Origin of the sequence: Mycobacterium lehmannii (genome assembly GCF_002245535.1) — a bacterium.
In the GTDB taxonomy this organism is placed as follows: domain Bacteria; phylum Actinomycetota; class Actinomycetes; order Mycobacteriales; family Mycobacteriaceae; genus Mycobacterium; species Mycobacterium lehmannii.
This window is the reverse complement of record NZ_NKCN01000014.1, coordinates 49,042-62,032: the sequence shown is the minus strand read 5'-3', so window position 1 is coordinate 62,032 and position 12,991 is coordinate 49,042. Positions and strand designations below refer to the sequence as shown.

At 67.9% G+C, this 12,991-nt stretch carries 15 protein-coding genes; 8 read left to right on the top strand and 7 right to left on the bottom strand.

Annotation, left to right across the window (positions count from 1 at the left end):
* Nucleotides 1-47: 47 nt before the first annotated feature.
* The gene (gene ponA2, locus CEX87_RS16590) at nucleotides 48-2,501 is read right to left on the bottom strand and encodes a transglycosylase/D,D-transpeptidase PonA2 (RefSeq protein WP_064419243.1); all 2,454 of its coding nucleotides are present in this window, start codon (nucleotides 2,499-2,501) and stop codon (nucleotides 48-50) included.
* A 296-nt stretch (nucleotides 2,502-2,797) separates the two neighbouring features.
* On the opposite strand from ponA2, the gene CEX87_RS16585 reads away from it, so the two are divergent.
* Nucleotides 2,798-3,154, top strand: coding sequence for a WhiB family transcriptional regulator (locus tag CEX87_RS16585; RefSeq protein ID WP_068196012.1), 357 nt, complete (start codon nucleotides 2,798-2,800; stop codon nucleotides 3,152-3,154).
* A gap of 21 nt (nucleotides 3,155-3,175) precedes the next feature.
* On the opposite strand, the gene CEX87_RS16580 is transcribed toward CEX87_RS16585, so the two are convergent.
* Complete coding sequence (locus CEX87_RS16580; protein ID WP_064425375.1) at nucleotides 3,176-4,303, bottom strand: ArsA family ATPase; 1,128 nt, start codon at nucleotides 4,301-4,303, stop codon at nucleotides 3,176-3,178.
* Between the two features lie 31 nt (nucleotides 4,304-4,334).
* Nucleotides 4,335-5,354, bottom strand: coding sequence for an ArsA family ATPase (locus CEX87_RS16575; protein ID WP_064419245.1), 1,020 nt, complete (start codon nucleotides 5,352-5,354; stop codon nucleotides 4,335-4,337).
* A gap of 76 nt (nucleotides 5,355-5,430) precedes the next feature.
* On the opposite strand from CEX87_RS16575, the gene CEX87_RS16570 reads away from it, so the two are divergent.
* From CEX87_RS16570 to CEX87_RS16560, 3 genes are read left to right on the top strand one after another with little or no spacing between them, the layout of a single operon-like run.
* Nucleotides 5,431-5,592: a DUF4177 domain-containing protein gene (locus CEX87_RS16570; protein WP_094288127.1), complete on the top strand. Its 162-nt coding sequence runs from the start codon at nucleotides 5,431-5,433 to the stop codon at nucleotides 5,590-5,592.
* Nucleotides 5,589-6,044, top strand: a complete 456-nt coding sequence (locus CEX87_RS16565) for a RidA family protein (RefSeq protein WP_094288125.1) — start codon at nucleotides 5,589-5,591, stop codon at nucleotides 6,042-6,044. Before CEX87_RS16570 ends, CEX87_RS16565 begins: the two co-directional genes overlap by 4 nt.
* Nucleotides 6,041-6,817: an MBL fold metallo-hydrolase gene (locus CEX87_RS16560; RefSeq protein WP_064399331.1), complete on the top strand. Its 777-nt coding sequence runs from the start codon at nucleotides 6,041-6,043 to the stop codon at nucleotides 6,815-6,817. The genes CEX87_RS16565 and CEX87_RS16560 overlap by 4 nt, the downstream gene beginning before the upstream one ends.
* 52 nt (nucleotides 6,818-6,869) lie before the next feature.
* On the opposite strand, the gene crp is transcribed toward CEX87_RS16560, so the two are convergent.
* Together crp and CEX87_RS16550 are read right to left on the bottom strand one after the other, a co-directional pair.
* Nucleotides 6,870-7,544 (bottom strand): cAMP-activated global transcriptional regulator CRP, encoded by a 675-nt coding sequence (crp, locus tag CEX87_RS16555; protein ID WP_064347819.1) that lies wholly within the window; start codon nucleotides 7,542-7,544, stop codon nucleotides 6,870-6,872.
* Between the two features lie 88 nt (nucleotides 7,545-7,632).
* A complete protein-coding gene (locus tag CEX87_RS16550) occupies nucleotides 7,633-7,926 on the bottom strand; it encodes a hypothetical protein (RefSeq protein ID WP_094288186.1) in 294 nt (97 codons plus the stop codon).
* Nucleotides 7,927-8,196: 270 nt separating this feature from the next.
* Between CEX87_RS16550 and nth the strand changes: the two genes are divergently transcribed.
* Genes nth through marP form a run of 4 tightly spaced genes read left to right on the top strand, consistent with a single transcriptional unit; the run spans nucleotide 8,197 to nucleotide 11,515 of the window.
* A complete protein-coding gene (gene nth, locus CEX87_RS16545; RefSeq protein ID WP_198957242.1) occupies nucleotides 8,197-8,877 on the top strand; it encodes an endonuclease III in 681 nt (226 codons plus the stop codon).
* A 21-nt stretch (nucleotides 8,878-8,898) separates the two neighbouring features.
* Entirely contained in the window at nucleotides 8,899-9,558 is a 660-nt protein-coding gene (locus tag CEX87_RS16540) for a TlpA family protein disulfide reductase (protein ID WP_064399329.1), read from the top strand.
* Entirely contained in the window at nucleotides 9,555-10,331 is a 777-nt protein-coding gene (locus CEX87_RS16535; protein WP_064399328.1) for an NUDIX hydrolase, read from the top strand. Before CEX87_RS16540 ends, CEX87_RS16535 begins: the two co-directional genes overlap by 4 nt.
* Nucleotides 10,328-11,515: an acid resistance serine protease MarP gene (gene marP, locus CEX87_RS16530; RefSeq protein WP_066810241.1), complete on the top strand. Its 1,188-nt coding sequence runs from the start codon at nucleotides 10,328-10,330 to the stop codon at nucleotides 11,513-11,515. Before CEX87_RS16535 ends, marP begins: the two co-directional genes overlap by 4 nt.
* On the opposite strand, the gene CEX87_RS16525 is transcribed toward marP, so the two are convergent.
* Both CEX87_RS16525 and CEX87_RS16520 read right to left on the bottom strand, forming a co-directional pair.
* A complete protein-coding gene (locus CEX87_RS16525) occupies nucleotides 11,512-12,453 on the bottom strand; it encodes an alpha/beta fold hydrolase (RefSeq protein WP_064427399.1) in 942 nt (313 codons plus the stop codon). The two genes, marP and CEX87_RS16525, sit on opposite strands and share 4 nt — an antisense overlap.
* On the bottom strand, nucleotides 12,454-12,963 hold the full coding sequence (locus CEX87_RS16520; protein WP_064399325.1) for a phage holin family protein: 510 nt from the start codon (nucleotides 12,961-12,963) through the stop codon (nucleotides 12,454-12,456).
* Nucleotides 12,964-12,991: the final 28 nt, after the last annotated feature.

The following is a 12,991-nucleotide window of genomic DNA, read 5'->3' as shown; positions in this document are numbered from 1 at the left end:
CCGACGAAGCGCTCTCGACCGCTCGGGCGTGGGCAACTGCACACCGATCACGGTGGAGGCGGTGGCGCAGGCGGAGGGGGCCCGAGCACCGGCACGGTGATCGGCGGCAGCCCGGGAATCTCGACCACCGTCTGGCCGACCGGCGCTGGCAGGCCGGGTATCGCGCCGGGCGGAGGCGGTGGCGGGGCCGGCGGAATGCCGTTGGAGACCTGGATCGTGATGATCGACCCCGGAACCGTCTGGCCGCCCGGGGTCGTGCCGACCACGGAGCCCCGTGGCGCATTGCTGTTCACCGAGGACGCTTGGTCGGCGACCTGGAAGCCGGAGTCACGCAACCGCTGTCGGGCCGCGCTCTCGGTCAGGCCCGAAACGCTGGGCACCCGCGAGCCGGGTCCGCCCTCGACGTAGCGCGGATCGGTCGGGGGCAGCCGTACCTCGCCGAAGTTGTTGGCGATCGGTTTCATAGCGGCGAACCACGTCCTGGCCGGTTCGTTACCGCCGTACAGGTTGCCGTACCCGCACTTGCGCAGCGGGAACGAGCACAGTTCACCGGGTGCGGTGGAGTCGTCGTAGATGTAGTTCCCGGCGGCGAGGGTGTTGGTGAAGCCGAGGAAGGCCGACGAGCGGTGGGCCTCGGTGGTGCCGGTCTTACCCGACATCGGCAGGTCCCAGCCGACCGAACCGGCCGCTCCCGCGGCGGTGCCCGCCCCCTCGTCGTCCTTGCTCATGGCGTTGGCCAGCGTGTTCGCCAGGCCCTCGGGCACCGCCTGCTCGCAGGTCTCCGTGGTGACCGACACTTCCTCGCCGTGCCGGTCGATGACCTGGGCGATCGGATTCGGCGGGCACCACACGCCGCCGGAGGCCAGCGTCGCTCCGACGTTGGAGAACTCGAGCGCGTTGATCTCGATCGGTCCCAGCACGAACGAGCCGAGGTTCTGCCGCTTGATGAAGTCGGCCAGGCTCTCGTTGCTGTCGGGGTCGTAGTCGCGCGCGGTGCCCGGCAGCGCGTAGGAGCGCAGTCCCAGCCGGACCGCCATGTCGACGCTGCGCTGCACGCCGACCTGCGAGATCAATTTCGCGAAAGCCGTGTTGGGTGAGGTGGCCAACGCGTCGGTGATGTTCATGGTGCCGCGGTAACCGCCCGCGTTCTTCACACACCACGTCGCGGCCGGGCAACCCGGGGTGTCGCTGCTGCCCAGGCCCTTGGCCTGGAACTGCGCGGGCACGTCGAGCTGGGCGTTGATGCCCATCCCCATCTCCAAGGCCGCCGCGGTGGTGAACAGCTTGAACGTCGACCCGGCACCGTCACCTACCAAGGAGAACGGTTGCGGCTGCATGGTCTCACCGGCATCGAGGTTGAGCCCGTAGGTGCGGCTGCTGGCCATCGCCAGCACCGGATGCGATTCCTTGCCGGGCTTGATCACGCTCATCACGCTGGCCACACCGTCGAGGTCAGGGGCGGCGAACTGGTTCACCGCCGCCTTCACCGGACCTTGGACGTCGGGGTCGAGGGTGGTCCTGATCAGGTATCCGCCCCTGGCGACCTGTTCCTTGCTGATGCCCGCGCGCGCCAGATATTCGAGCACGTAGTCGCAGAAGAACGCGCGGTCGCCGGCGGCGATACAGCCGCGCGGCAGTTCCTTGGGCTGCGGGAGGACACCCAGCGGCTCCTCCTTGGCCGCCCGCAACGCCGCTGCTTCCTCGGGGATGTTCTGGATCATGGTGTCCAACACCAGGTTTCGCCGTGCCAGCGCACCCTCGGGGTTGGTGTAGGGGTTCAGCGTGCTGGTCGACTGGACCATGCCCGCCAGCAGAGCGGCCTGCTGCCAGTTCAACTCCGACGCGTTGACCCCGAAGTACGTCTGCGCGGCGTCCTGCACACCAAAGGCGCCGTTGCCGAACGACACCAGGTTCAGATAGCGCGTCAGGATCTCGGGTTTGGTGAACGTCTTGTCCAGCGTCAGCGCCATCCGGATCTCGCGCAGCTTGCGGGCCGGGGTGGTCTCGACGGCGGCGCGCTTCTCGGCGTCGGTCTGGGCGATCACCAGCAGTTGATAGTTCTTGACGTACTGCTGCTCGATCGTCGAACCGCCACGCGTGTCCAGATTGCCCGACAGGTAACCGGACAGCCCGGTGAGCGTGCCCTGCCAGTCGACGCCGTTGTGTTCGGCGAACCGTTTGTCCTCGATCGAGACGATCGCCAGCTTCATCGTGTTGGCGATCTGGTCGGTGGGCACCTCGAAGCGGCGCTGGTTGTAGAGCCAGGCGATCACGTTGCCCTTGGCGTCGACCATCGTCGACACCTGCGGCACCTCGCCCTCGACGAGTTGCGCCGAACCGTTGGCAACCACGTCGGAGGCCCGATTGGACACCAGGCCGAAGCCACCGACGACCGGAAACATCAACGCCGCGGTGATCACGCTGGCCAGCAGAACGCACCAGGCGAGCTTGATCACCGTCACCGTCCGCGGAGGCGGGGTCGGCGGTGGACTGTCCGGCATGACCTACAGACTAACGACGTCGCAAAAACGTGGGCTCGCCACGGGCGATCCCAGAACTGTGAAAGCGCGACGACCGGCGCGGACGTCAATTCTGCCGACTGACGGCACGGTCGTCCCAAAAAAGTGGAGGCGTACGTATTGCGCAAGACGGCTTTGACCATCTAATTTGGTCGGACAGTGCGATACAGGTCACACTGACCCCTCGCAATGTGACGTAGATCGCATGAGCGCTCTACTACCAGGGATCGCGCCGTACCGGTGTTGACCGGGGGGCGGTTGGAACGGAGGGAACTCTGGTGTCAGCTACGAGGCCCGCGGCGCGCAGGACCGCGGTGACATCGTCGGCTCACAGTGTCGTCCACGGTGCCGAGGCCGAAGCCCGCATCGCCTGGGTGTCGCAAGCCCGATGCCGCCAGACCGATCCTGATGAGCTGTTCGTCCGGGGGGCCGCACAGCGCAAAGCCGCAGTGATCTGCCGGCACTGTCCGGTGATCCTCGAGTGCGGCGCCGACGCGCTCGACAATCGGGTGGAGTTCGGGGTCTGGGGCGGAATGACCGAGCGGCAGCGCCGCGCTCTGCTCAAGCAGCACCCCGAGGTCGTCTCCTGGGCAGAGTTCTTCAACGCCCAGCGCAAGCATCGCAACGCGGTCTAGGCCGCGCCGGCGGCTTTCTCGCTACGCGGCGGTCTCGCCGGTGATCTGATCGGCGATCGCCCGCAGCGCTTCCAGGTCCGAGACGTCGAACGGCAGCGAGGGCACGCCCACGATCGACACGTGCGGGTTGGCCCCGGTGAAGCGCGACAGCAGCCGGATCTCACGCTTGGCGGTCATGGCCCGGTCGGCGTGGATTCTAAGCACCGCTGCCGTCACCGACTCCGGATCGCTCTTCTCGATCGTCTCGGCGGCTTCCTCGGCCTTCTCGGCGTGCAGATCGCACAGCATCGGGTGGGTGCGGTTGAGGATCAGACCGGCCAGCGGCATGTGCTCCTCGGAGAGTCGGTCGACGAAGAACGACGCCTCGCGAAGGGCGTCCGGTTCGGCCGCCGAGACCACCACGAACTGCGTCCCGCGCCGCTTGAGCAGCTCATAGGTGCGGTCGGCCTTCTCGCGGAAGCCGCCGAACGTCGAGTCCAGCGACTGCACGAAAGCCGCTGCGTCCGAGAGCATTTGCGATCCCAGAACCGTGGACAGCGCCTTCATCGCCAGACCCATCGCCCCCGTGACCAACCGGCCGATACCCCGCCCGGGCCCCAGCAGCAGCTTCCACAGCCTGCTGTCCATGAAGCCGCCCAACCGCTTTGGCGCGTCGAGAAAGTCCAATGCGTTGCGTGACGGTGGGGTGTCGACGACGACCAGGTCCCACCGGTCCTCGGCCAGGAGTTGACCGAGCTTCTCCATGGCCATGTACTCCTGAGTGCCCGCCAGCGAGGTGGCCACCGTCTGATAGAACTGGTTGTCCAGAATCTCTTGTGCCCGCTGGGTTCCCGAGTACTGGATGACCATCTCGTCGAACGTTCGGCGCATGTCGAGCATCATCGCGTGCAGTTCGCCCGACACCTCGGGGGCCAGCGGAACCCGCTGCGGAGTGTTGCCGAGCGTCTTGATGCCCAGCGCCTGGGCGAGCCGCTTGGCCGGGTCAATGGTCAGCACGACGACGGTCCTGCCGTACTCCGCCGCGCGCAGCGCCATCGCCGCAGCCGTGGTGGTCTTGCCGACGCCTCCTGCGCCGCAGCACACCACGACGCGGTTCGACGTGTCCTTGAGAATCGAGCCCAAGTCGAGGGCCGGTGGAGTCGTACTCATCAATTCCGACCCTTCTTCGCGCGAGCGTCCATCAGCGCACCCCTTGGCGTTCGAGTTCTTCGGCGAGTTCGTACAGGCTGCCCAGATCGACACCGTCGACGATCTGCGGCAGCTGCAGGCGCGCCACGTCCAGCGCGTCGAGTTGCTCCGCGCTTTCGGCGCGCGCCTGGATACGGGTCGCATGCTGGATCGCCTCGGTCAGCAGCCCGGCGAAATCGGAGTCCGACAACGAGATTCCGGCCTCGGCGAGGTCGGCGCGCACGGTGTCGGCGTCGATGTCACCTTCGGCCGCCTTGGTCAACGCATCGGCGGGCAGGTACGCGGGGATGTCACGGTTGACGATCACGCTGCCGATGGGCAGCCCGAGTTCCTTGAGCTCGTCGATCGCCTCCAGCGTCTCCTGGATGGGCAGCGCCTCCAGCAGCGTGACCAGATGGATCGCGGTCATGTCGGAGTGCAGCACCTTGACCACACTTTCGGCCTGCCCGTGCACCGGGCCGCCCTTGGCCAGATCCGACACCGCCTTGGTGACGTCGAGGAACCGCGCGATGCGACCCGTCGGCGGGGAGTCGACCACGACCGCGTCGTAGACGGGCTGTTTGCCCTTCTCGGCGCGGGTCACGATCTCGCGGATCTTGCCGGTCAGCAGCACGTCGCGCAGACCCGGCGCGATCGTGGTCGCGAATTCGACGGCACCGATCCGGCGCATCGCGCGCCCGGCCAGACCCAGGTTGTAGAACATGTCGAGGTACTCCAGGAACGCGGCCTCGGTGTCGATGGCCAGCGCGTTGACCTGACCGCCGCCCTCGGCGGTCGCGATCTTGACCTCCTGGTAGGGCAGCGGCGGCACGTCGAACAACTGCGCAATACCTTGGCGCCCTTCGACTTCCACCAACAGCACCTTGCGGCCGCCGGCCGCCAGCGCCAACGCCAGCGATGCGGCGATCGTGGATTTGCCGGTGCCACCCTTGCCGGTGACGAAGTGCAGTCGAGCCTTGCTCAGCCGAGAGGGCCAGCCGACGGATCTACCGCCATTGGTAGTGGAAGCCACCCGTGCATGCTAGCCAACGCGGTTGGGTGCTCCGCAGGTCCGCGGCCACATAGCGGTCACCGATAAGCTCGGGCGCATGACCGAATCGACCCGATGGGAATACGCCACCGTCCCGCTGCTGACCCACGCCACCAAGCAGATCCTCGATCAGTGGGGCGAGGACGGTTGGGAGTTGGTGTCTGTGCTGCCGGGCCCCACGGGCGAACAGCACGTCGCCTACCTCAAGCGTCCCAAGTGACACCGTCCGCGCGGCTGGCGGAGCTGGGCATCGAGTTGCCTCCTTTGGTCGCGCCGTTGGCGGCCTACGTGCCCGCAGTACGCACCGGCAACCTCGTCTACACCGCGGGCCAGCTGCCGATTCGCGACGGTGAATTGGTGCTCACGGGCAAGGTCGGCGCAGGGGTCACCCCCGAGCAGGCCCACGAGCTGGCCCGGGTGAGCGCGCTCAACGCGCTGGCCGCGGTGCATTCGCTGGTCGGCATCGACGCGGTGACCCGCGTGGTCAAGGTGGTCGGATTCGTCGCCTCTGCGCCGGGATTCCACGGTCAGCCGGGTGTGATCAACGGCGCGTCGGAACTCTTCGGGGAGGTGTTCGGGGAGGCAGGCGCGCATGCCCGGTCCGCGGTCGGGGTGTCCGAGCTGCCGAGGGACGCCCCTGTCGAGGTCGAAGTGATCGTGGAGATCGGGTGACGCCGGAGCATCCGGCGTACGGACGGCTGCGTCGGGTCACCGACACTGCCTCGGTGCTGCTGTGCGACAACCCCGGCTTGTTGACGCTGGACGGCACCAACACCTGGGTGCTGCGCGGCCCCGGCAGCGACGAGATGGTCGTCGTCGACCCCGGGCCTGACGACGACGAGCACATCGGGCGGATCGCGGAGCTGGGAACGATTCCGTTGGTGCTGATCAGCCACAAACACGAGGACCACACCGGGGCCATCGACAAGATCGTCGACCGCACGGGCGCGGTGGTGCGTTCCGTGGGCAGCGGATTCCTGCGAGGCCTCGGCGGCCCGCTCACCGACGGCGAGGTCATCGAAGCCGCGGGGCTGCGCATCACCGTGATGGCCACCCCGGGCCACACCGCCGACTCGGTGTCGTTCCTGCTCGACGATGCGGTCCTGACGGCCGACACCGTGCTGGGCCGCGGGACGACCGTCATCGACAAGGAGGACGGCAGCCTCGCCGACTACCTGGAGTCACTGCAGCGGCTGCGGGGCCTCGGACCGCGCACCGTGTTGCCCGGGCACGGGCCCGATCTGGAGAGCCTCGAAGCCGTGACCGACATGTACCTGGCGCACCGCGAGGAGCGGCTCGACCAGGTGCGCGCGGCGTTGCGGGTGCTCGGCGACGACGCCACCGTGCGACAGGTCGTCGAGCACGTCTACACCGACGTCGACGAGAAGCTATGGGACGTAGCGGAATGGAGCGTCCAAGCGCAGCTCGACTATCTGCGCACCTGAGTGATTTGTGCACATTCTGGAGCGCTCACCGCTCCTCGGTGTGCACAAATCGCTACCGGGCTCGGCGCGCGAGCCGTTCCGAGTCGGAGATCAGAACGCTCTTGCCTTCCAAGCGAATCCAGCCGCGATGGGCGAAATCGGCGAGCGCCTTGTTGACGGTCTCCCGCGATGCGCCGACGAGCTGGGCGATCTCCTCCTGAGTGAGGTCATGGGTCACCCGCAGCGCGCCGCCCTCCTGGGTGCCGAACCGCTGCGCCAGCTGAAGCAGCTGCTTGGCCACCCGGCCGGGAACGTCGGTGAAGATCAAATCGGCGAGGTTGTTGTTGGTGCGGCGCAACCGGCGGGCGAGCACGCGCAGCAACTGCTCGGCGATCTCGGGGCGGTCGGCGATCCACGCGCGCAGCGCGTCGCGGTCCATCGACACCGCGCGAACCTCGGTGATGGTGGTCGCGCTCGACGTCCGCGGGCCCGGGTCGAAGATCGAGAGTTCACCGAACATGTCCGACGGGCCCATGATCGTGAGCAGGTTCTCGCGGCCGTCCGGCGAGCGGCGTCCGATCTTGACCTTGCCGGAAATGATGATGTAGAGCCGATCGCCGGGCTCACCCTCGGCGAACACGGTGTGTCCACGGGGGAAGTCGACTGGCTGCAATTGCTTGGTCAGCGCGGTGACGGCGCTGGGTTCGACCCCCTGGAAGATTCCGGCCCGCGCCAGGATCTCGTCCACGTTGCCCCTCTTAAGCTGTTAGGTGAAGCCGACCTCTATCGGTAAGCGAGATAAGTCTAGAGGTACCCGATTTCGTGACCAGCCCACGCTACACACGATCGGCATGTCGGGTCTGCTGAAATTCCGGATTCATCGCGTGCTGGGGATTTGGCCGTACCGGCAGATCCGCGTCCTGAAAATGCGCCGCTGACCCGCTGGTGAACGCGTGCGCGACGTGCTGGCGATGGCGCAGACCGTCCAGTGCGCGGCTCATTCCGTCCCGCGCTAGCGTGTCGACGTCCAACGGCTCGGCCTGTTCGAAGAAGTGCGCCACATCGGTGGCTGAGACCGTGTCTCGGTGCAGGCCGGCCTCCAGGCGTTGCAGCCCGAGCGTCGCAGCCATCAGCAACCCCGGAATCAGGCCAACGAGCAACCACGACACAAGGCAGAAGTAAACACGGCGAAAGTCTCAGCGGGATCACGAAACGTCACCGGTCCGCAGCAGTTCGGCAGCGCGGTTCGCGGTGGCTTTGCGGTGGCTTTGTCCGGGCGTCTCAGTACCCTGGCATGCGTGACCGTAAGTGAGGCGTCGGCAAAGAACGCGGGTAGGCCCAAGCGCGCCCGGAAACGGGACGGCGAGACGCGGATTGGGCTCGTCCGTCGTGCACGGCGAATGAATCGCACGCTGGCGCAGGCATTTCCGCACGTGTACTGCGAGCTGGACTTCACCAACCCGCTCGAGCTCACCGTCGCGACGATCCTGTCGGCCCAAAGCACCGACAAGCGGGTCAACCTCACGACGCCGGCGCTGTTCAAGAAATATCGCACCGCCCTGGACTACGCGCAGGCCGACCGCACCGAACTTGAAGAGCTCATCCGGCCCACCGGGTTCTATCGCAACAAGGCCAACTCGCTCATCCGGCTCGGCCAGGAACTCGTCGAGCGGTTCGACGGCGAGGTACCGGCCACCATGGAGGAGCTGGTCAGCCTGCCGGGGGTCGGCCGCAAGACCGCCAACGTCATCCTCGGCAACGCGTTCGGCGTCCCCGGCATCACGGTCGACACCCATTTCGGCAGGCTCGTGCGCCGCTGGGGGTGGACCACCGAAGAGGATCCGGTCAAGGTCGAGCATGCGGTCGGTGCGCTCATCGAGCGCAGCGAGTGGACCGACCTGAGCCATCGGGTGATCTTTCACGGCCGCCGCGTCTGCCACGCGCGCAAACCGGCGTGTGGGGTCTGCGTGCTGGCCAACGACTGCCCCTCCTTCGGCATCGGGCCGACCGATCCCCTGATTGCCGCGCCGCTGGTCAAGGGACCCGAAACCGAGCATCTGCTGGCTATGGCCGGTCTGTAACCGACGCACCCCCGAACCACTGTGAGTACCTCGACCCGTTGGACCGTCGTGGTGCTCGTGGTCCTCATGGCTCTCGGGTGGGCGCTGTGGTCGCAGTTGGACCGCGACACCGACTCCACGGGGGCGCCGTCGCAGCACAGCGCGCGCGACCGCCGTGCCGCCGACACCGCCGAGGCGCTGGCCGGCCCGCGGGCCGAGGCCGACCTGCCGCCGTGCCCCGCGCCGGGAGCCGGAGCCGGATCCGAGGCACTGCGCGGAATCACGCTGGAGTGCGCGGGCGACGGGGCGATGGTCGACGTAGCCAAGGCGCTGGCCGGACGCGTCGTCGTGCTCAACCTGTGGGCGTACTGGTGCGCGCCGTGCGCGGCCGAACTCCCCGCGATGGCCGAATATCAGCAGCGCATGGGGTCGGCCGTGACCGTGCTGACCGTGCACCAGGACGAGAACGAGACGGCGGCGCTGCTGCGGCTGGCCGAACTCGGCGTGCGTCTGCCCACCTTGCAGGACGGCAGGCGGCTGATCGCCGCCGCGCTACGGGTGCCCAACGTCATGCCCGCAACCGTGGTGTTGCGCGCGGACGGTAGCGTTGGCGAGGTCCTGCCGCGCTCTTTCACCAGCGCCGATGAGATCGCCGCAGCGGTGGGGCCGCAGGTCGGCGCGAGGACGGGAGAGCCGGGGTGAGCTGGGTCAGCGAGGGCAGCGGTCTGATGCCCGATGCCGCCCCGGCCTGGCTCAAACCGTTGCTGGACAACGCAGGCGACATCAAGCGGGCCTACCGCAGGCGGGTGCCGCCCGAGCTGCTCGCGATGGTCACCAGCGAAGGAAAACCGGCGCAGGCCGACGCGCGGGAGGCGGCGGTGCTGGTGTTGTTCTCCGGGCCCGCCGACTCCCCGACCGGCGCCGCGCCCGACGAGGCCGACCTTCTGGTCACGGTGCGCGCGGGCACCCTGCGCCACCACGCAGGTCAGGCCGCGTTTCCCGGAGGCGCCGTCGAATCCGGCGACCACAGCCCGGTGCAGACGGCGCTGCGCGAGGCCAACGAGGAGACCGGGATCGACGGGCAGCGGTTACATCCGCTCACCACGATGGAGCGATTGTTCATCCCCCCGTCGGGGTTCCACGTCGTACCGGTGCTGGCCTACTCGCCGGACCCGGGCCCCGTGGGTGTCGTCGACGAGGCCGAGACCGCGCATGTCGCCCGGGTTCCGGTGCGCGCGTTCATCAACCCTGAGAACCGAATCATGGTGTACCGCAAGGCCAACACGCGACGCTACGCGGGTCCGGCGTTCCTGCTCAACGAGATGCTGGTGTGGGGTTTCACCGGTCAGGTGATCTCGGCGATGCTCGACGTCGCCGGATGGGCAAAGCCGTGGAATACCGACGACGTGCGCGAACTGGAGGACGCAATGGCGCTCGTCGGCCGCGGTGCCGGTTACGGTGATGCACAACCATGACATCGTCGCAGTGGGTGGACCTCATTGTCCTCGGCATCGCCTTCGTGGCGGGCATTTCGGGCTGGCGCTCAGGCGCACTGGGCTCGATGCTGTCGTTCCTCGGGGTGGTCCTCGGCGCTGTGGCCGGGGTGCTGCTGGCGCCCCATCTGGTCGCCAACATCGACGGGCCGCGCACCAAGCTGTTCGTGACGCTGTTCTTGATCCTGGCGTTGGTCGTCGTGGGCGAGATCGCCGGCGTGGTGCTCGGCCGGGCGGTGCGCAGCGCCATCCGCAACCGCTCGCTGCGGACGGTCGACTCGCTGATCGGGGTGGCAATACAAACCTTGGCGGTCCTGGTGGCCGCGTGGATGCTGACGTACCCGCTGCAGTCGTCGGACCAGCCGAACCTCGCCGCGGCCGTGCGTGGCTCGCAGGTGCTCAAGGAAGTCAACGACCTGGCGCCTGCGTGGCTGCGCGAGGTGCCCAAGCGGCTCTCGGCGTTGCTGGACACCTCCGGCCTGCCCGACGTGCTGCAACCGTTCGGGCGCACCCCGATCGTCGCCGTCGACGCGCCCGACGCCGCTCTGGCCGCCGACCCGGTCGTGGCGTCGGCGCGGCCCAGCGTCGTCAAGATCCGCGGGGTCGCCCCTGGCTGCCAGAAGGTCCTCGAAGGAACCGGTTTCGTCGCCGCCAGCAACCGCGTGATCTCCAACGCGCACGTCGTCGCCGGATCGGAGAGCGTCACCGTCGAGGCCGACGGGCAGACCTACGACGCGTTCGTCGTGTCCTACGACCCGCAGGCCGACATCTCGATCCTCGACGTGCCGGACCTGCCTTCGGCGCCTCTGTCGTTCGCCGACACCCCGGCCACCACCGGTACCGACGCCGTGGTGATGGGCTATCCCGGTGGCGGAAACTTCGTCGCCACGCCGGCGCGCGTCCGCGAGATCATCGAGTTGAGTGGCCCCGACATCTATCGCACCACCACTGTCGAGCGCGAGGTCTACACCATTAGAGGCACTGTGCGCCAGGGTAATTCGGGTGGGCCGATGATCGATCGAGAGGGCCGGGTGCTGGGCGTGGTGTTCGGTGCCGCGGTCGACGACGCCGACACCGGTTTCGTGCTCACCGCCAACGAGGTGTCGCAGCAACTGGCCAAGCTCGGCAACACCGAACGGGTGCCCACCGGCGCCTGCGTCGCCTAGCCGTAGACCTGCCCCACGAAGCGGGACAACTGGTCGTTCACCGTGTCCGGTGCCTCCTCGTGGCCGAAATGTGCTGCGCCGTCGATGGATACGTACCTACCGTGCGGTGCGTAACGCTGCGTCCGGTACACGGGATCGGCGAGTACATACGGGTCGGCAACACCGCGCATATGCAGCACCGGAACGTTGATCGGTCGCTTCATCTCGCGTATGAAGCGCCTGCCCTCCCCGCGTAGCTGGCTGCGCACCGCCCACCGCTGATACTCGAGGGCCGAGTGCGCGGCGCCGGGGATCTGAATGGCGCGGCGCATGTGCGCGATGGTCTCGGAGAAGTCTTCGGTGGCAAGCCATTTGTCGCCGGCGCGGCTGCGCACCAGGCGTTCGAGTTCGGCACCGTCGTTGCGGGTCAATGCCCGCTCGGGCCACATCGGCACCTGGTAGCGCAGCATCCACGGCAGCAGCGCGCGGCCCTGGTCGCGACGGCGCAGCGCAGAAGCGCGCAACGCCGCCGGATGCGGTGAGCTGACCACGGCGATAGCGCGGACGGCGCGCGGATGCAGCACGGCGGTTGCCCAGCACACCAGGCCGCCGTCGGCATGCCCGACCAGCGTCGCGCTCTTGTGGCCCAGAGCCCGCACCAGGCCCGCGGTGTCACCGGCCAGCGTCCAGCCGTCGTAGCCTCGCGGGGGTTTGTCGCTGGCACCGTAACCGCGCAGGTCGACGGCGACCACGCGGGCACCGGACAAGCCGCGTAGTTGGTGGCGCCAGGACCACCAGAACGAGCCGAATCCGTGCAGCAGGATCACCAGCGGCCGCTCGGCGCCCCCAGCCGCGTCACCCTCCGCTTCGACCACGTGGAAGCGAATTCCGTTGGCGTGCACCTTCAGATGCCGCCACGGTCCGTCGATGCGGACGACCGACGGGGCGGGTGGGGGCACTTACCAGCCCGACGGGTCGGCCGTCGACGCCGGCTTTCCGTCGCCCGAGGCGATCTCCTTGGTCCTGTCGTGGCCCGGCGTCAGCGCCTCGGGGATCTCCTTGACCGATTCGATCGTCTTCTGCGGGCCGCGGATGCGTCGCACCTTGAGATAACCAAGGAAGGCGAAGATGGCGGTGACGACGACCATCAGGCCGAACACGATGAGGTAGGCCGCCCACTTGACCAGCCACAGGTCGAGCAGCTCACCGAGGAAGAAGAAGAAAAAGAACGTCGAGTAGAACAGCACGACCAGCGCGAGGACGAAGAAGACGCTGCCGGTCAGCCCCTTCTTGACGTCGCGCGTGATCTCGGCCTTGGCCAGCTCGACCTCGGCGCGCACCAGCGTGGACACCTGCGCGGTCGCGTCCTTGACGAGGTCACCGATCGACGGGTCGGCCTTGGGTGCGTGCGGGTCGACCAGCGGTATCGACGTGACGGTGGTCGGCGCGCCATTCCTGCGATCGCTCACGACGGTTCCTCCCGCATAGGCCGGCGAT